The sequence below is a fragment of the Streptomyces sp. NPDC048197 genome, assembly GCF_043202395.1.
GTDB classification, from domain to species: Bacteria; Actinomycetota; Actinomycetes; order Streptomycetales; family Streptomycetaceae; genus Streptomyces; species Streptomyces siderophoricus.
Map to the genome: position 1 here is coordinate 38957 of NZ_JBIDAJ010000045.1, position 17081 is coordinate 56037.

The window sequence follows — 17081 nt, forward strand, 5'->3', positions numbered from 1 at the left end:
ATCAGAGCCGCCGCCCTTCTCTATACGGCAGGGCGGCGGATCCGGTTCAATCGCAGGGCATGACTTCGTTGACGAGCAGGGCGGGTACGCCTCCTCGTATATCAGTGCGGCAGTCACCTGAGTCACCTGAGCCGGGTCAGTCAGGTGCGGTCCCACAAGTTCCGGTAGAAGCCGGTGCGTTCCGGGTCGGGGGCGATGCCGTAGGCGTCGAGGAAGGTCCGCTCCCATCCCGGGCCGTAGTTCCACTCGGTGCTCCAGCCGGCGACGGCGATGTCGGCCCAGCGGTCCGCGACGCCGAGCGTGCCCAGGTCCACGTGACCGGACCAGGAACCGTCCTCGCTCAGTAGCGTGTTCGGCGCGCAGGCGTCTCCATGACATACGACGAGGCGGTCGATCGGCGGCGTCCGCAGATCTGCGGGGACGTCCAGTCCAGCGCTCCGGGCGCGTTCCAGGCGGTGGGCGACCGACCAGCTGAAAGGGCAGTCGGCCACCGGAAGTTGCTCGTGCAGGGCGCGCAGTCCTGCCCCCAGGGTACGTACCGCGGTACCGGGATCGCCCGTCCAGCGCGGGCTGACGGCGCTCTCGCCGGGCAGCCCGTGGGTGACGAGCCAGGCCCCGTCCTCGTCGGCTCCGTGGTCCAGGACGCGGGGCACCGGTGTGAAGCGGGCCGCCCAGCTCAGGCGCGTGACCTCGGCGGCGAGGTCCAGGCCCGAGCCCGCCGGGGCCCACTTGGCGAACAGCCGGGCCTGGCCGGTGCCGATCTGGAAGGTCAGGCCGCCCAGCGCGTTCTGCCAGACGGGCCGCAGCGGCCGGTCCCCGGCCTGAGCGGCGATCGGGGCGGGGACGCGGACCTCGCACGTCGGCGGTCCGGAAAGCCTCATCCGCTCATGCTGCTCCACCAACGGGGCCTCGGACGAACGGTTTTCAACCTGTCGAGCAACCGTGGCCGGCTCAGAAGACCACAGCGATCTTGCCCGCCAGGCCGCCCTGGAGAAACCGCGTGTGGGCGGCTTGGATCTCTTGGAGGCCGAAGGTGGCGTGCACCCGCACCTGCAACGCGCCGCTGTCGACGAGCTTGGTCAGCTCGTTCAGGCCCGCGCCGTCCTCCCGCACCTGATGGACAGTGGTACGGACACCTCGGGAGGACAGGTCGGGGACCGGACCGGCTTGGGTGGCGATCGACGCGTAGCGGCCGCCATCGGCCACCGCCTCGGTCACGAACGCCCCGAAGGTGTCGAAGACGGCGTCGTAGCTGCGCTCTGAGAAAGCATGGCGGTCGGTGGCGACGACATCGGCGCCGTGCTCGCGGGCGAAGGCGACCTGCGCATCCCGGGAGACCAGAGCATCGACCTTGACGCCGCGTGCCCGCGCGATCTGCAGCGCGAATCCACCCACGGCACCAGCGGCGCCGGCGATGAGCAGCCGCTCGCCCTCCTTGACCGCCAGCCAGTCCAGCGTCTGCCAGGCCGTGAGGCCGGGCAGCGGCAGGGTGGCCGCCTCCACCAGACTGATCGAGCCTGGCGCAGCGGCAACTGCATGCGCGGGAAGCGCGACCAGATCGGCCCAGGTCCCCCGACCGGAGCTGAGTTGGTGCGACATGGCGATCACCCGCTCACCGGCCCGCAGTCCACTGTCCCCGCCGTCGACCACGATGCCTGCCAGGTCCCAGCCGAGGGTCAACGGCAGGGGCGGCGTTCCTTCGCCGATGGCGCCTTCCCGCGTCTTGTCGTCGACGGGGTTGATGCTCGTCGCCACGGTGCGGATCAGCACCTCCCCGGGGCCCGGAGAGGGCTCGGGAACGTCGACGGCATCGAGGACAGCAGGGGTGCCGAATCGATCGATTCGTATGGCGCGCACGAAAAACCCTTCACATCGCGGATGCTGACAGCAGGGCTCAACACCGTTGATGAGCTGGGGATTCCCCTCAACGGCGACGGTTCGCCAGCGGCGAGTCGACGCTTGCCGTCATGGGTGTCCGCAGCACCTCAGGACGTGCGGATGTCGAGAACTCGCTCGAGGAACTCAATGCCGTTCATCTCCGGCATCCGGTACCCGGTAGCCGGCCAAGATCACCACAACGGGTGCGCCGCGCAGCTTCCGCTCCTCCGGCACACCGGTGCGTCGGCAATGTCCATCCTGTGGGCGCCTGTCCTGGTGTGCTCATGGTCCGCTACGCAAGATCAACAGTGCGGACACCTGCCGGGAACCGTCACGGCGTGTGCCCCTCGCGTCCGCGTCCGTTCGCGTCCGCGTACCGCACGCCGCCGCTTCAGCGCGCGGTCGCCCACGTGTGGTGCGCCCAGTCGGCGAAACGAGTCCAGCGGACCTCTGTGTGGGCCGCATGGAGGGCGGGGAGGTCGACGCGATAGCCGGGGCCGTTCAGGAACGTCCACATCGCATGCATATCCGGATTGCCGACCGCCGTCAGCGGCACCTGCTCATGGCGGACCTCCCGTCCCACCGCCGCGCCGAGTGCGTCAGCCATCTGCCGGGGAGTGGGTGCATCGCTGGCCAGCTCGATGCGCTGCCCCACGTAGGCGGCAGGGTTGAGCAGCACTTCCGCCGCGAATGCGCCGAGGTCGGGGCGGGCCAGCTGTTGCAACGGGCGGTCGGGTGGCAGTGGCAGCTCCAGGACGCCGGCAAGGATGCGCTCCGTTCCGCCCAGCGCGTTGTCGAAGAAGTACGTCGGCCCCAGGATCGTGTACGGCACCTCGCCGGCCGCCAGCTCCGCTTCGATGCGTGCCTTGCTGTCGAAATGCGGTACCCCGCTCTCCTGGTCGGCCCCGGCGACAGAGCTGAACACCAGATGCGGAACGCGCTCCGCTGTCGCGGCAGAGAGAATTGCCCGCCCCTGACCGACCTCCGCCTCCACGCCGGCCTCGAAGGGTGTGGTGAACGCGAAGGCACCCGCCACCCCGCTCATCGCGGCGGCGAGAGACTCGCGATCGCTCAGGGATCCCGCCACCACTTCGACGCCTTGGCCGGCCAGTTCCCGCGCGGCGGGCCGGTCGGGGTCACGCACCAGCGCCCGGACCCGGGCCCGGCGAGCCCTCAGCGCGTCGGTCACGGCCCTGCCCTGTCCGCCGGTTGCAGCAAGAACCAAGATCGGCTCCTCGGCCATCCAACAACTCCTTTCCTCGCAGCCAGGTGGCCATGATCACCAGCCGGACCCACGGTAACCCTCGGCCCGGAACGACAAGCCCAGCTCTTACGGTGTGCCGTTGGTCCGGTGAAGCGGTCCGGGGCCGCACCGGCCGTGGCAGCTGTCACCGGCTCGTCGACGGGCGCCCTGGCGGAGCGGGGCGACTGTGCGTGACGCCGCGCGGGACGATCGCCGTCCGGTCCGACGACCTGGGGTACGATCGACCGTATGGGTAGTGCCACGGCAGATGTCGCAGATGTCACCGACAAACGCCTCCTGCGCGGCGCCCGGACCCGGAAGACCGTACTGAAGCGGGCGGTCGACATCGCCTCGCTCGACGGCCTCGAAGGGGTCAGTTTCGGCCGTCTGGCCATGGATACCGGGCACAGCAAGGCGGGCATCCAGACGCTCTTCAAGACGAAGGAAGCGCTGCAGCTGGCGGTCATCGACTTCGCCCGCGAGATGTTCACCGACAACGTCGTCCGGCCGGCCAGGTCCGCGCCGCGCGGCGTCGCACGTCTGCGCGCGCTGCTCGACGAGTGGGTCGTCTATGCCTCGACCCCGTTGTTCGCGGGCGGATGCTTCCGGGCCGCGAACCTCGCTGAGTTCGACGGCAAGACCGGGCCCGTCCATGACGCCCTCTTCCGCGACCAGCAGGAGTGGCTCGAAGTCATCGCCGGCGAACTGCGGCACGCCATTGCCCACGGCGAGATCGCAGAGCTGGACGTCGAACTCGCCGTCTTCCAGATCGACGCGCTGCTGTGCGCCGCCAACACGGCGCTACGCCTCGGGGACGACAGCGCGGTGAGCAAGGTCCGCCGCATCGTCGAGGGCCTGCTGACCGCCCCGCAATAACGCGACAACAACACGGCAACGACCCGCCGGTACGGGCGACTTGGGGCCGCCGCATCGTCGCGTCGGGTCACTTGGCCGGCTTGGCCGTCCCTCATCCCCATCCGAGACGCGGACCTTCCCAAAGACGGACGTCCGGGCAATTGACCTGCCCGGACGTCGCTACGGCTGGGACCGCTCCCACCGCAACCCTGGCCGTGACTGGTGATCCTCGCACTCAGGCCTGGGCCGCCGGCCGCTTCGGCAGAAGGAAGACGGAGAACTGGGGAGCGCTGGGAAGAGCTGGAGAGAACTACGCCGAGGCGATGTGTCCCAGGGAGGCGGCCAGCTTCTTGACCACCTCGGCCGCCATAACGGCCTGACCCGAGGCCGAGAAGTGGAGGCGATCCGCGCTGAGCAGGTTGTCGCGGTCGTTGACCGGGTGATCCCACATGTCCACCACGACAGCGCCGCATTCGGAAGCCAGCCCGCGCACGATCTCGTTGACCGCGGCGATCCGCTCCGGCCAGTCAGGAAAGACCGGGACGACATACGCCCTGCCGAGCGTGAAAGTGGTCAGCAAGGCGCCGGTGCCCGTCGCCAGGTCGTACATCCGCCGAAGCGTTCGCTCTATCTCACCGAAGTCTGGCCTGCGCCGCACGATGTCGTTGGCCCCGCACGGCACGTGGAGCAGGTCCGGGGCGAACTCAACCATGGCGGTGGGGCGGTGGGGCGGTGAGGTGATGGGGCGAGGAGGTGAACTGCCGCCGGCTCGGCCGCGACACCGCAGGAGGGTCATGACCTGTCCGAACGCGGGCGCCGCCGGGCGCGTTGGCGGCCCGACCAAGCGTCAGGGCACAGTCCAGCGGTCGGCAACGCCCATCGGCGGCGAGATGAGTCTTAGTGACCAGCCCATCGCGGGACACCGTCCGAGGGCCTGACCGTGCGGCTCGCCGACTGGGCCCCTTCAGCGGGCCCCAGCGGCTCACGGCGCAGCCCGACGGGCCGCTGGGCCTCCTGCCGCCCAACCTGTTGCGCCCGCTATGAAGACTGCGCGGAAGGTCATGCATGACCTTCCGTACATGGAATGTCATGCGCGGAAGGTCATGCTCGGAATGGCATGCCTGGGAGGTCAGTTGACGTCCAGCACCGCCTTGCCGTGCAGGCGGCGGCCGAGCAGAGCCTGGACTGCTTCGTCGTGGCGGGCCCACGGGCCGCGCCAGCTGATGCCCGGGTCGATGCGGCCTGCGGCGACCTCAGCGGCGAGCCACGTCAGGTCCGCGGAGAAGTCGGTGGCGGGGTCGCTGAAGAGGAAGAACGTGCGGATCGACCTGTCGTGCCGTCCTTCGGTTCCCAAGAGGGCTTCGGGAGGGAGGACGGCGTCGGTCTCGGACGCACGCCCCACGCTGAACAGCGTGCCGTGCGCCTCCAGAGCGTCGAAGGCGTCCACAAGTTGTTGTCCGCCGACGTTGTCCAGCACTGTGAATACGGGCCGCTCCACGGCGGCCGGATCGGTGTGCACCTCGTGTGCGCCCAGCGCTCGCAGGCCGTCCGCCTGGGCAGGATTCCCGCTGATGGCCACGACCTCTGCCCCCGCACGAGCGGCGAGCTGGATCGCGAAGCGACCGACACCGCCGGACGCGCCGGTGATCATCACTCGGCGGCCGAGGAGTTGGCCCGCGCGGCGCAATACGTGCAGCGCGCTCAGCCCGGCCACCGGGAGCGTGCTCACGGCGCCGAGGTCGGCGTGCTCCGGCACCTGGCCCAGCATGGCAGCGGGGACCGCGCGCAGCTCCGCCCATCCGGCCGCCGCGCCGAGGGTGACGACGCGGGTGCCCTCTGCCGGCCCCGACCCGTCGGCGGCTGCCTTCACCACGACACCGGCGGCGTCCCAGCCGATCACTGTGCCGTCCGGCGTCTCCGAGCTGGTGGCGCCTTTCACCTCGCCGCGGTTGAGCGAAACCGCCGCGACCTTGACCAAGGCCTCGTGCGGTGCCGGTATCGGATCTGATGTCTCGGTCATCGACAGGTGAGTTGCTGCGCTGTGGTCGATAACGAGTGCTCGCATGTGCCCGTCTCCTCGAAGCAGAAGTGCCACAGTGAAGTGAAGTGCCACAGTGTGGCGTTTGCGCCATTGAAGCACATGCTCACTGAGAGCGCGGGCGGTAAGCTGATGCCCATGACGACCGCCCCGCAGCCCGCCTCGTTGCGTGAGCGCAAGAAGCTGCGCACCCGCCAAGCACTGGCCGAAACCGCCGTGTCGCTGTTCACCGAGAGCGGCTTCGACGACACGCCTCTCGATGCGCTCCTCGAAGCGGTGGAGGTTTCGCGGCGCACCTTCTTCCGCAACTACCGGTCCAAGGAGGACGTGACGCTCACAGCCGTCAAGCAGCTGTGGAGCACCTGCTTGGAGGTCATGGAGCAGAGCGAGCAGAGGGAAGTGACCGGGCGCACCGGGCACCTGGTCGATGCGTTCCAGAACGCGATCCTGACCACCCTCGAGCGCATGGACGAGGACTGGTTCCCCCGGTTCGCGGCCACTTTGCAGCTGATCGACCAATCGCCGTCTCTGCACGGGCACTCCCTCCGGCACTGCGCTGAGATCCAGGCCGGGATCACCCGCCGACTCGGCGCCCCGGACACGCTGGAAGCGCGACTGCTCATCGAGTTCTGCGTGGCGACCTGGCGGTGCGCCCTGGACGAGTGGCTGCCCCAGTGCACTCCCGCGGAGCTGCCCCGCTGCGTGCGACGCGCCTTCGACGCCATGCGTCACAGCCTCAACGCGGCGGCGTGAAACCGTCGTCCAGGAGGACCGAGCGTCGTCCAGGAGGACCGCACCCTCGCGGCCGGACAGCACAGGCGGCGTCGCCGCGAGGAGACGAGGAGACAGGCGCCGAGGCGCTTGGCTACGTATCTCGCGAGGTGGTCCGTGGCGAGCACCGGACTTGGCGGCTGGGAGGACGCCTGGCCATCTCCCGCTTGGCTCCGCTTGACCTTGACACAGTGACAAGCCCTTCACTGCAGCCAAGGAGGCGGTCGAAATGCCCATGCCGAGAGAGGACATCAACGTGCCGGAAGAGGACTGCGGGGCGGCGCCGACGATGCGTGTTCTCCAGGGCCTGGAGAACAACAGCTCGTCGGTCCGGCTGCAGGCAGCGCTGGCGGTCGGCACGACGCCGGACCCGGGATTCATCGATAAGCTCATCGAGCGGTGCGCGATCGAGCCCGAGTTCTACGTGCGCGAGATACTGACGTGGGCACTCACCCGCCACGCTGCATCGATGACGATCCCGGTGCTTCTTGACGAAGTTCGCTCGGAGCGCGCCCAGGCACGGAGCCAGGCGTTGCACACGCTGTCCAAGATCGGGGATCGGCAAGCGTGGCCGGCCATCACACCGGCGCTGCTGTCCGACACCGACGACGAGGTGGCCCGGAGTGCCTGGCGGGCAGCGGTCGTACTCGTACCCGAAGGTGAGGAGGGCGAGTTGGCCGTAGTGTTGGCGACGCAGCTCGGGCGTGGCGAACGCGAGACGCAGCTGAGCCTCAGCCGGGCGCTGATCGCGCTCGGGGAGGTGATGCTGCCGGCGCTGGGCGCCGCGACGAGGGATCTCGACCCCCGCGTGCGCGCGCATGCAATCGCCACGGAACGGTTGTGGCGCGACCCGGAGGCCGGATTCGAGTTCGCGACCGAGGAGGCGAAGCGCATCGTGGCCCTCGGCGGGGCGGGCCAAGGAGGGCGGTAGGCAGTGTTGATCGGTGAGGTCGCGCGACGGTCCGGGGTCAGCGCCCGGATGCTCAGGCATTACGAATCGCTCGGCCTGGTCCGGCCAACGGGTCGCACCGGCTCCGGCTATCGCGAGTATTCCAACGAGGACATCCGGCGAATCTTCCACATCGAGAGCCTGCGGTCATTAGGGTTGTCGCTGCGCGACGTCAGGCGCGCCCTCGATGATCCCGACTTCGCTCCTGCCGAGCTCGTCGACGACCTCATCCGCCAGACACGAGACCGCATCGCAGCGGAGACGGAGCTGCTCACGCGACTTCGTCGGATCGATGCCGCGGAACCCGCCGGCTGGGAGGACGTCCTCCAAATCGTCGCACTCCTCCAGGCGTTGGGGTCAAAGAGCGCGACGGAACGGCAGCGCGCGGCTCTGTCTGCGGTCGAGGAACTTTCCGTACCGGTGGAGGCATTGGTCGAGGCCGTGCTGAACGAGTCTGACCCGAACGTCGCCGGAGCCCTTCGGTGGGCTCTGGTGCAGTCGGGCGAGGACGGGCTGGCACTGCTGGCGGAGGGCCTCGGCTCACCCGCGGCCGAGGTACGGAAACGTGCCGTCCAGTCCATCGCCGAGCTTCCGAACGGTGCGGCGACCGCACTGCTGCAGGACGCCCTCACGAATCCAGACACTGTGGTCCGCAGGTACGCGGCGCTGGCGCTCGGGGCACGTGGAGTGGCCGACGCGGTCCCGACTCTCCTCGACATGATCGTCGAGGAGAGGAACGACGTCGACGCAGCCGATGCGCTGAGCACGCTGGCGAGTGATCCCGCGTTGGCGGATCAGATCGCTACGGGGCTCGTCGACTGCCTCGCCCAGGACACCATCGGATCGCCTGCACGTCGACGGCTGACACAGGCGCTCGCGGACATCCCGGGGACCCCGGCGTCACGTGCGCTCGCAGACCTGTCACATGACGAAGACCGTGCCGTTGCGCTCACGGCGACATACATTCTCAAGCTACGGAACGCACGAGAGTGAAGCGCTCCCGGGTGTGGGCTGTGGGCTGCGGGTTGCGGTACGTGGTGTGCGTGGGGACGGTTGTCGTTCCGAGCAGCCGTTCCGCGTGCTCCTGGTGAATCAGGCACCACGCGCCGTAATGAGACCTTGGCCAGCCCTGCGCGATTGCCTGCAAATTACAAGCGCTGCGTGAGGATATCTCTCCACACGCAGCGCGCTTCCGGCGGCTTCCCGCTAGGTCTATTGAGTATTCTCCTCGATTCCCGGCATTGCAATACCAGGCGGCGATGCGTTTCCCGGAGCGGGCCCTCCCGTAGCCGCTTTCGCTATGGGGGCACCGACAGTGGCGAGCGAGACCGGGCGTTCCGACGTCGTCGGGGAATACGGGCCTGGCCCCGCAATTCATGAAGCTGGTCCCCGAGAACGGGGACCAGCCTCGCAGTTGGCTCGTGGGGTCGCTAGAACTCAAGAGTCGCTAGTAACGGCCTCCGCGACCGAAACCGAACCCGCGTCCGCCACCAAAGCCGCGTCCGCCGTCGAACCCGCGTCCGCGTCCGTAGCCGCGTCCGCGTCCGTAACCGCGTCCACGTCCGTAGCCGCGTCCGTAGCCGCGTCCACCGTGGTCGTGACCCCAGCCGCCGTTGAGGGGAAGTATGCTTCGGATGCTCATCGTGTTCCTCCTTTGAGCCCGAAAGATGGTCCGACCCCTGTTCAGTTGAACCGTTTCCCACGCTACGCCGCGAGACCTGGCCAACTCAAACGGAGGAAGCCTGAAAGGTTGCGTAAATTCGCGTATTGCGTGCACTGAAAGTGGTCAGTTGTAGCTCTATGGATTCCGTCAATCCTAAGGACTCAAACGAATTCGGACGTCATCCTTCATCCACAAGAAGGACGTCATCCGTCATCCTCCAAGAAGGTGGATGATGCGGGTGCAGCCGAATCCACCACGTGCGCAGCTGAAGGCCAAGTCTCGTTCGACCGGCGCGCAATGTGCCACGAGGCGAACACCGGGCTGTTGAGCGTGAGTTCGGTGATGCTGTTCGTGATCTGTGCATGGTTGAAGAAGGGGCGGGACGGCACGGAGGTTGCTGACCACACTGTGGGCGGCGCGTTCGTTCTGCCGTCTGCGACCGGTAGCCGGCTGCTGCCGCCTGGGTGTCGGCCGATCGAGCGACACCGCCCGGGCCAGTCCTGAGGTCACGCCATGTTGGAACGTCATGGCGCACCTGGCCCGTACCGCATGGCCGCTGCACCTGGGCAGACCCCTTCGGTCACTCACCAGGACTCGCGGGCCGGTGCGCCTGCCTTTAGCGTCGCTGTGGCGACTGGATGTACATCGACCGGCGACTGGATGTGCAGGTGCCCAGGCGTCGTGCCGCCGTCCCTCAGCGAAAGGAGCCGGGTCGTGGTGGAGCACGTCCTCGAACCGGAGGCGCGGGAACTCGCGGATGCGAGCGCCACGCCGCCCTTCCTCTACGAGCTCGGTCCGGAGGGCGCCCGCAAGGTACTCGATGACATCCAGGCCGCTCCCATCGACAAGGTCGAAGTCGGTGAGGACCGGTGGATCACGGTTCCGGCCCAGGTGGGAGACGTGCGGGTCCGGCTCGTCAAGCCGGTGGGCACCAGCGGGCCCCTGCCGGTGATCCTTTACATCCACGGTGGTGGATGGATCCTCGGCAACGCCGGCACGCATGACAGGCTCATCCGTGAGCTGGCCGACGGCGCCCGGGCGGCCGTTGCGTTCGTCGAGTACGACCGCTCGCCGGAGGCGCCGTACCCCGTCGCCATCGAACAGGCCTATGCGACCGCGCAGTGGATCACCAAGAACGCAACGAGCGAGGGCCTCGACGCCAGGCGGATGGCCGTCGCGGGCGACTCGGTCGGCGGCAACATGAGCGCGGCGGTCACGCTCATGGCCAAGCAGCGCGGGGACGTGCACTTTGTGCATCAATCGCTGTACTACCCGGTGACCGATGCGGGTCAGGACACCGACAGCTACCGGGAGTTCGCCGACGGACCGTTCCTCACCGCCCGGTCGATGGCCTGGTTCTGGGACGCGTACATTCCGCCGACCTCCCCGGCGAAACGAGCCGAGATCACGGCATCGCCGCTACGCGCCACCCTTGAGGACCTCGCAGGGCTGCCGCCAGCCTTTGTGATCGTCGACGAGAACGATGTACTGCGCGACGAGGGCGAGGCCTACGCCGCCAAGCTCACTCAGGCAGGCGTGCCGACCACCAGTGTGCGCTACAACGGCATCCTCCACGATTTCATGATGCTCAATCCCGTCCGCTCCACCAAGGCATCAACCGCCGCCATCGAACAGGCCATTCACGTCCTGCGGAAGGCACTCGGCACTCTCTGATTCACGGGCCACAACCTTCCCCGGAGCAGCGGATGGCCCCTCTGCAGGGTGCTCCACTGAGTACCAGACTCCGGCACCCGGCGAGCCCTTCCCGCAGACCGTGCGTCACTCACCAGGCACTGGACAAGGCGGCCAGGTCTCCGTAGCGCTGAGTAGGCGTCTGGGAGGGCAGTCGCTCATCCATCAGACGTATCACCGCGCCTTCGACCAGACCTCGACGGTGCCGTAACTAGGGCCGGTCTCCGGTAACTAGGGCCGGTCCGCCCGAGCACGCACGGGGTGGGCGGCCGCTCGCCGTCCGCTGACGGCGAGCACGATGAGGAGAACAAGGGCTGCGATGGCGGTGAGCGTGCGTATGTCGTTGAACAGTTCCCAACGCCGCAGGATCTCCGCGTGATCGGCCGGGGCCGCGGTGACCGCCCACTGCTTGATCCGTCCGTTGATGGGCACGTTGCCGAACCGGGTTATCAGGAAGGACGCGAGGGCCAGTAGGCCTGCCGCACCCGCGAGCAGTCTGGCGCGGCCCGCTGTCAGGACGGCGAGCGTCAGGCAACTCAGGATCGATGCGCCCATCGCCGCCTGCATGGTGATGCCGTTCATCTTCATCAGTTCGGCGTGGAATGACAGCCGCATCTCCAGCGGTACAGCGTTGAAGGTGGGAACGAGATTGGCCGCGCCGTACCCGAACGCGCCGGCGAGGAGGCCGGTGCACAGCAGGGCGATTCCATGGACGAGTCCGAGATGTCTGAGGCGCATGTTGGTTGGCTCCGGTGCATGGGCTTGGGGCGGATGAGCTGCCCGTGGGGTCGGCGCTGATAGGCGAAGACCCGGGAGTCGGGGCTCGCTTCAAGGGTGGCCGGGCCTCCGACAGAAGTCCAAGATCCTTCACTTCTGGCATCCAGAACCATTGCTTCTGAACCATCGCTTCTGAATCAGCGGTGGCTGCGGAAACGTGGTGCCTCTGGGCTGCGCCGTCGGGCCGTCGGGCCGTCGCGCCCGTCCCTGGCACGGGCGCCGAAATCCCTTTGCGGGCGTGAGGACTTCGATTGAGACTTCCCTCATGCCGAATGTTCTGACAACTGACCAGGTAGAGCGCTTTGTCACCGATGGCTTCGTCCATCTTGAGGGCGCCTTTCCGCGGTCGCTGGCCGACGAGTGCCGCGCTTTCCTGTGGCGCGAGACCGGATGCGACCCGGACGATCCCGCCACCTGGACCCGGCCAGTTGTCAGGCTGTCTGGTTACGGGGACGAGCCGTTCCAGCGGGCCGCCACCACACCGCGTCTGCACGGCGCATTCGACCAACTGGTCGGCCGGGGGCGATGGTTGCCGCGCACCGGGCTCGGCACGTTCCCCATCCGGTTCCCGCACCCGGACGACCCGGGCGACACCGGGTGGCACATGGATGCCAGCTACGTGCCTGCGGGGGAGAGCGGCTACTGGCTCAACCTCCGCTCCCGCGAGCGGGCGCTGCTGATGCTCTTCCTGTTCTCCGACGTCGACGCCGACCACGGGCCGACCCGGATCAAGGTCGGTTCGCACCTGGACGTCCCGCGCTTCCTCGCCCCGGCGGGTGAGCGCGGCCTCGACTTCATGGAACTCTGCAAGACCATGGACGCAGCGGGCAGGCTCGACGCCCCCGACCGCCCGCTGGCGCTCGCCACCGGGCAGGCCGGTGACGTCTATCTCTGCCACCCGTTCCTGATCCATGCTGCCCAGCCCAACCACGGCACCCGGCCCAAGTTCATGGCGCAGCCTCCGCTGGTGGCGGCTGCTCCGCTCGACCTCGATCGCACCGACGGCGCCTACTCGCCGCTAGAGCGTGCGGTGCGGCTCGGACTGGGCCGGCGGTCCGACTGAGTGCACCGCGTGGTTGGCCGGTCGTAGCACTTGATCGCCCACTGAGCCCTTTCCAACTCACTGAAGCTCTAGGTCAGAGCACAGGTCGCAGAGCACAGGTCACAGATCACAGAACACAGGCGACGAGGCACTGGTCTCCCCGCTGGCCCGCCTGCTACTCAAGCGCGTGCCCGTGAGGTCACCGCCCGCACGTCCCGAGTCGCCGAAAGATCGTCAACGTGTCTTGTGAACCGGTTCAGTGGGCTGCGACCATCCCGGCATGGACTCGCGAGTAGTCGGGATACCGGGGTTGGACGGCACCGAACAGGTGGCGGTGGTGATCGATGTGATGCGGGCGTTCACCACCGCCGCTTGGGCTTTCCACCGCGGGGCAGACAAGATCGTTCTCGCTGCCGACGAGGAAAAGGCACTGGCTATCAAGGCGTCGCACCCGGGCTGGCTTGCGCTCAAGGACGGGGCATCAGCCAGCGGGTTCGACCTGGTCAACTCCCCTGGCCTGATACGGGAGGCCGACTTGAGCGGCCGCACAGTGATTCAAAAGACCACTGCAGGAACGGTGGGGGCCCTGGCGGTCGTCGAGGCGAAATTGGCCCTGTGCGCCAGTTTCGTGGTGGCCGGCGCGACGGCCCGGGCCCTGGCGGATGCTGGCGCCGACTCGGTGACGTTCGTGGCCACCGGCGAGGACGGCCGTGCCGCTGAGGATCTGGCCTGCGCCGAGTACCTGGACCGGCTACTGGTCGGGGATCGTCTCGACCCAGGCCCCTATCTGCACCGTGCCCGCAGCTCCTCGGCCGCGGACGACCTGCGCAGCGGACGACGCCGCGGTGCTCACCCCGCCGATGTGGGCTTGTGTTTGGAGGTGGACCGGTTCGACTTCGCCATGAAGGTCGGACTCGAGGCAGGGATGGCAGTGCTGCGGCCGTTCCAGATCTGACCAACTGCGCTGTCCGCTGTACACCGCGCACGGTACTTGATGAGCCGATACCACCCCACGCTGACCCGAGCGATCAGGTTGGAAACGGCTGGCTGTCATTCCCAACCTCTGGATTATTTGGCCGGGTGCGGCCTGGAACGCACCGAGGCCGGGACGCACCGCGGTGGTGCCCAGGCAGGGCGTAACCCTAGTAACGAGGACGGCGAGCGGGCCCGACCGGACCTTTCCGGGGCCGGTTCGGTCGGTCGGGCGCTCGCGTCGGGTGCTGACGTACCGCGTCAGACCGGGCGCTTCCTCGCGGCGATCCGCTGCCGGGAAGCCTCGTACAGCACGGCGGTCGCGGCGTTCGCGGCGTTCAGCGAACTCGCCGAGCCGGTCATCGGAATGCTGACCGTGTGGTCGCACAGTCCCCGCCAGGCGCTGCTCAGCCCGGTTGTCTCGTTGCCGATCAGCAGCAACACCGGCTGGGTGAAGTCGAAGTCGAAGACATCACAGTCCCCCTTCTCGTCGGTGCCGACCAGGACGATCGACTGTCCTTCGGCCCGCTTCGCCTCGACCCAGGTCATGACATCGCCGGGCGAGGGGACGCGTACCGCAGGCACGGCGAACAGCGAACCGGTGCTCGCTCGCACCGACTTGGGGTCGTACACGTCGGCGGCGTGTCCCGACACGATGAGCCCGTGTGCCCCGAAGGCATCCGCTGAACGGATGATGCTGCCGATGTTCCCAGGGCTGGTCGGCCGGTCGAACAGGACACCCAGGAAGTTGTCGCCGGCGCTGAACCGGCCGAAGTCGTCGGCCGGCATCTCGATGACGGCGACCAGCTCCGGCGCGTTCTCGTTCTTCTCCCCGAGGTCCGCCAGCATGTCTGGCGCCATCGCGATCCGCTCGGCATCGACAGTCCGCAGCAGGTCCTCCGCCCACTGCGACAGCGTCCGCTTGCGTCGTATATCAGCGCCTTGACGGGCCAGCCGTACCGGACGGCCATCGAGAGGGGACGAACACCCTGCACCAGGAACTCACGCACGCGCGTTCGCTTGTTGCGGTTGGTCAGCAGCGACTCCCACTGCTGAAAGCGGGCGTTGCGTGAGGTGATGCGCTGAACCGGCGGCACATGTTCTCCAAGCTGAGCCAGTAATGATGCTGTGTTCCCAGTAATGATGCTGTGTTGAGGGCCAGCCTATGAGGGTTTACGGAGGTGTCGGACATGGCGGCGGGTCCTGGCCCGGATCGTGTGGTGTCTGGGAGGGGCGGGGTCGGGGGTGTGGGGCCGGGGCGCCGGGAGGGGGAAACCTCTTCACCCGTTGCGCGCAACGAGGCCGGACCATGTGCCCGTGCAGAGTGAGCAGAGCGGACCGCTCCCCCCCCGGGCGGTAGCCCGACGGCGGACTGTTTACAGTGAGGCAAGATCGCCGAATGGGAAGGGGGAGGGAGTGGTGTCGCACTTCGAGATCACTACCGTGATCGCAGCGCCCCCACGCCAGGTCTTCGACGCTTGCCTGGACGTCGAGGCGCACACGCGGTCGATGGCGTCGTCGAGAGAACACGCGGTGGGCGGCACTACCCAAGGCAAGCTCGCCCTCGGTGAGATGGTCACCTTCCAAGCCCGCCATTTCGGACTGACCTGGCGGCTGACCGCCCGCATTACCTCCTGGGACCCCCCGCACTCCTTCGTTGACGAGCAGGAAGCCGGGCCCTTTCGGTACTGGCGGCACGTTCACCACTTTGCGCCGCACGGTCAAGGCGGCACCCTGATGACCGACGTCATCGATTTCGCCTCGCCGTGGGGCCCCCTCGGCCGGCTTGCCGACGTGACCCTCCTCAACCGGTACATGCCCAGGCTCATCCGTTCGCGCAACGCCTACCTGGCTGCCACGCTCTGACACGCCACGCACGCCAGTCGTCGCCACAGCCGAGTTGTAGCTGAGGGCAGCTTGATCCGGGTGATCCGGGCAACACTTCTACGGCTCGCTGCCGCATCGCCCATCAAGAGGCTTATTAAAACTGGGAGATGAGAGTCAAAGTCCCTTGCTATGGTGCGCTGATGTCGTCGATCAAGCAGTTCCAAGTCACCTTCGACTGCGCAGAACCTGAGCGCGTCGCTCGCTTTTGGTGTGAGGTGTTGGGGTACGTCGTACCGCCGCCGCCAAAGGGGTTCAGCACTTGGGACGATTTCAACCGCTCCCAGTCACCGGAGGACCAGGGTTCATGGTTCGCCTGCAGTGACCCCTCAGGTGTGGGCCCGCGACTGTTCTTTCAGCGCGTTCCCGAAGGGAAGGTCGTCAAGAATCGGGTGCATCTTTGCGTGCGGGTCGGCACCGGACTCGTGGGTGAAGAGCGCCTGGCCGCGCTCGAGGCCGAATGCGCACGACTGCTCCCGCTCGGCGCAGTACGGGTGCGACTCCTGTATGACGGCAACGATTCGTGCATCGTGATGCAGGACATCGAGGGCAACGAGTTCTGCCTCGACTGAGCAACCCATGGAAGTGGGGGTGATCTTGGTGGAGGGAGTGCGAGGTGAGCTTGCCGGAACCCATACGGCGGTCTCTTCCTATGGTCTCTTCTCCCCCCCCCCGTGACTCACGCCGAGTTGTCTACCCGCACCCGACCTCGAACCGTGGCGCGTCGTCCGTTGGGTAGCGCAGTGTGCGTCCCAACCAGCCGACAGCCCTTTGGCCTTCAACCTTTCCATGGGAAAACGAGGTGGCGAGATGTGGTCAGGCCGACACGACGATTACTTCGAACAGACGACACGGATGATTGCCGCTGAAGTGTTTGCGTGGTGAGCCCGACCGGCGGCTCTATACGCTCGCGTTGCAGGTCAGCAGACGACTGCGCCGTCAGACCATGCCCGGTTCCGGCAGACCACATGCGAGCTGGGACCGTCACCCCATTGCCTGGCCCGGGGCTGAGGCGTGCCTCGGCAGGGGCTTTGCCGCCGCGCGTCGCTGCCCACTCGATGACTGCTCTGATCTGCACGATCGCGTCGTTGTCGGCCTGCGCCTCTTCGGCGGTGCGGCCGTGGACGAGGACGGTGGAGCCGCGCTCGGCGAGGTGCCGGGCGGTCGTGTTGCCGATGTCGGAGGGGGCGCCTTTCATCCCCGCGCGGTTCGTGACCACCCGTGCTAGGAGATGTCTTCAAATGTCACGCCCACATCAGGAGCGAGGCGAGGGTGACGGCGGCCTGGTAGGACTCGGTGGTCTTGTCGTAGCGAGTG

The 17081-nt window shown here is 67.6% G+C and carries 16 protein-coding genes and 1 pseudogene; 9 read left to right on the forward strand and 8 right to left on the reverse strand.

Annotated features, from left to right (window positions below; translation table 11 throughout):
- Window positions 1-140: 140 nt before the first annotated feature.
- The 3 genes from ACGF4C_RS35270 to ACGF4C_RS35280 form a co-directional block, all read right to left on the reverse strand.
- Window positions 141-881 (reverse strand): aminoglycoside 3'-phosphotransferase, encoded by a 741-nt coding sequence (locus ACGF4C_RS35270; protein WP_393572105.1) that lies wholly within the window; start codon window positions 879-881, stop codon window positions 141-143.
- 70 nt (window positions 882-951) lie between these two features.
- On the reverse strand, window positions 952-1857 hold the full coding sequence (locus ACGF4C_RS35275) for an NADP-dependent oxidoreductase (RefSeq protein WP_393572107.1): 906 nt from the start codon (window positions 1855-1857) through the stop codon (window positions 952-954).
- Window positions 1858-2269: 412 nt separating this feature from the next.
- Window positions 2270-3121 (reverse strand): NmrA/HSCARG family protein, encoded by an 852-nt coding sequence (locus ACGF4C_RS35280; RefSeq protein ID WP_393572109.1) that lies wholly within the window; start codon window positions 3119-3121, stop codon window positions 2270-2272.
- Window positions 3122-3370: 249 nt separating this feature from the next.
- On the opposite strand from ACGF4C_RS35280, the gene ACGF4C_RS35285 reads away from it, so the two are divergent.
- A complete protein-coding gene (locus ACGF4C_RS35285; protein WP_393572111.1) occupies window positions 3371-3997 on the forward strand; it encodes a TetR/AcrR family transcriptional regulator in 627 nt (208 codons plus the stop codon).
- Between the two features lie 289 nt (window positions 3998-4286).
- On the opposite strand, the gene ACGF4C_RS35290 is transcribed toward ACGF4C_RS35285, so the two are convergent.
- Window positions 4287-4772, reverse strand: a complete 486-nt coding sequence (locus ACGF4C_RS35290; RefSeq protein WP_393572113.1) for a GDSL-type esterase/lipase family protein — start codon at window positions 4770-4772, stop codon at window positions 4287-4289.
- Between the two features lie 333 nt (window positions 4773-5105).
- Window positions 5106-6041, reverse strand: coding sequence for a zinc-binding dehydrogenase (locus ACGF4C_RS35295; protein WP_393572115.1), 936 nt, complete (start codon window positions 6039-6041; stop codon window positions 5106-5108).
- A 111-nt stretch (window positions 6042-6152) separates the two neighbouring features.
- On the opposite strand from ACGF4C_RS35295, the gene ACGF4C_RS35300 reads away from it, so the two are divergent.
- From ACGF4C_RS35300 to ACGF4C_RS35315, 4 genes are all read left to right on the forward strand, one after another.
- Entirely contained in the window at window positions 6153-6767 is a 615-nt protein-coding gene (locus ACGF4C_RS35300; protein ID WP_393572117.1) for a TetR family transcriptional regulator, read from the forward strand.
- Between the two features lie 247 nt (window positions 6768-7014).
- Complete coding sequence (locus tag ACGF4C_RS35305) at window positions 7015-7716, forward strand: HEAT repeat domain-containing protein (RefSeq protein WP_393572119.1); 702 nt, start codon at window positions 7015-7017, stop codon at window positions 7714-7716.
- A gap of 3 nt (window positions 7717-7719) precedes the next feature.
- Window positions 7720-8727 (forward strand): MerR family transcriptional regulator, encoded by a 1008-nt coding sequence (locus ACGF4C_RS35310; protein ID WP_393572121.1) that lies wholly within the window; start codon window positions 7720-7722, stop codon window positions 8725-8727.
- Window positions 8728-10111: 1384 nt separating this feature from the next.
- On the forward strand, window positions 10112-11071 hold the full coding sequence (locus ACGF4C_RS35315) for an alpha/beta hydrolase (RefSeq protein ID WP_393572123.1): 960 nt from the start codon (window positions 10112-10114) through the stop codon (window positions 11069-11071).
- A 249-nt stretch (window positions 11072-11320) separates the two neighbouring features.
- On the opposite strand, the gene ACGF4C_RS35320 is transcribed toward ACGF4C_RS35315, so the two are convergent.
- Complete coding sequence (locus tag ACGF4C_RS35320) at window positions 11321-11827, reverse strand: anthrone oxygenase family protein (RefSeq protein ID WP_393572125.1); 507 nt, start codon at window positions 11825-11827, stop codon at window positions 11321-11323.
- A 304-nt stretch (window positions 11828-12131) separates the two neighbouring features.
- On the opposite strand from ACGF4C_RS35320, the gene ACGF4C_RS35325 reads away from it, so the two are divergent.
- Together ACGF4C_RS35325 and ACGF4C_RS35330 are read left to right on the forward strand one after the other, a co-directional pair.
- Window positions 12132-12929, forward strand: coding sequence for a phytanoyl-CoA dioxygenase family protein (locus ACGF4C_RS35325; protein ID WP_393572127.1), 798 nt, complete (start codon window positions 12132-12134; stop codon window positions 12927-12929).
- A 259-nt stretch (window positions 12930-13188) separates the two neighbouring features.
- Window positions 13189-13863 carry a 2-phosphosulfolactate phosphatase gene (locus ACGF4C_RS35330; protein ID WP_393572129.1) on the forward strand — a complete coding sequence of 225 codons (675 nt, stop codon included), beginning with the start codon at window positions 13189-13191 and terminating at the stop codon, window positions 13861-13863.
- A gap of 278 nt (window positions 13864-14141) precedes the next feature.
- Here ACGF4C_RS35330 and ACGF4C_RS35335 read toward each other — a convergent pair.
- A pseudogene (locus ACGF4C_RS35335) lies at window positions 14142-14977 on the reverse strand (RNA methyltransferase).
- Between the two features lie 322 nt (window positions 14978-15299).
- Here ACGF4C_RS35335 and ACGF4C_RS35340 point away from each other — a divergent pair.
- Window positions 15300-15746: an SRPBCC family protein gene (locus ACGF4C_RS35340; RefSeq protein ID WP_393572131.1), complete on the forward strand. Its 447-nt coding sequence runs from the start codon at window positions 15300-15302 to the stop codon at window positions 15744-15746.
- A gap of 161 nt (window positions 15747-15907) precedes the next feature.
- A complete protein-coding gene (locus ACGF4C_RS35345; RefSeq protein WP_393572133.1) occupies window positions 15908-16336 on the forward strand; it encodes a VOC family protein in 429 nt (142 codons plus the stop codon).
- A gap of 206 nt (window positions 16337-16542) precedes the next feature.
- Here ACGF4C_RS35345 and ACGF4C_RS35350 read toward each other — a convergent pair whose 3' ends face one another.
- Window positions 16543-16983, reverse strand: coding sequence for a hypothetical protein (locus tag ACGF4C_RS35350; RefSeq protein ID WP_393572135.1), 441 nt, complete (start codon window positions 16981-16983; stop codon window positions 16543-16545).
- Window positions 16984-17081: the final 98 nt, after the last annotated feature.

Excerpts from the sequence above, each read along its gene's own strand:
- ACGF4C_RS35300 (WP_393572117.1), top strand. The coding sequence starts at position 6,153 with ATGACGACCGCCCCGCAGCCCGCCTCGTTGCGTGAGCGCAAGAAGCTG.
- ACGF4C_RS35305 (WP_393572119.1), top strand. The coding sequence starts at position 7,015 with ATGCCCATGCCGAGAGAGGACATCAACGTGCCGGAAGAGGACTGCGGG.
- ACGF4C_RS35320 (WP_393572125.1), bottom strand. The coding sequence starts at position 11,827 with ATGCGCCTCAGACATCTCGGACTCGTCCATGGAATCGCCCTGCTGTGC.
- ACGF4C_RS35325 (WP_393572127.1), top strand. The coding sequence starts at position 12,132 with ATGCCGAATGTTCTGACAACTGACCAGGTAGAGCGCTTTGTCACCGAT.
- ACGF4C_RS35290 (WP_393572113.1), bottom strand. The coding sequence starts at position 4,772 with ATGACCCTCCTGCGGTGTCGCGGCCGAGCCGGCGGCAGTTCACCTCCT.
- ACGF4C_RS35345 (WP_393572133.1), top strand. The coding sequence starts at position 15,908 with ATGTCGTCGATCAAGCAGTTCCAAGTCACCTTCGACTGCGCAGAACCT.
- ACGF4C_RS35285 (WP_393572111.1), top strand. The coding sequence starts at position 3,371 with ATGGGTAGTGCCACGGCAGATGTCGCAGATGTCACCGACAAACGCCTC.
- ACGF4C_RS35280 (WP_393572109.1), bottom strand. The coding sequence starts at position 3,121 with ATGGCCGAGGAGCCGATCTTGGTTCTTGCTGCAACCGGCGGACAGGGC.
- ACGF4C_RS35270 (WP_393572105.1), bottom strand. The coding sequence starts at position 881 with ATGAGGCTTTCCGGACCGCCGACGTGCGAGGTCCGCGTCCCCGCCCCG.
- ACGF4C_RS35295 (WP_393572115.1), bottom strand. The coding sequence starts at position 6,041 with ATGCGAGCACTCGTTATCGACCACAGCGCAGCAACTCACCTGTCGATG.
- ACGF4C_RS35330 (WP_393572129.1), top strand. The coding sequence starts at position 13,189 with ATGGACTCGCGAGTAGTCGGGATACCGGGGTTGGACGGCACCGAACAG.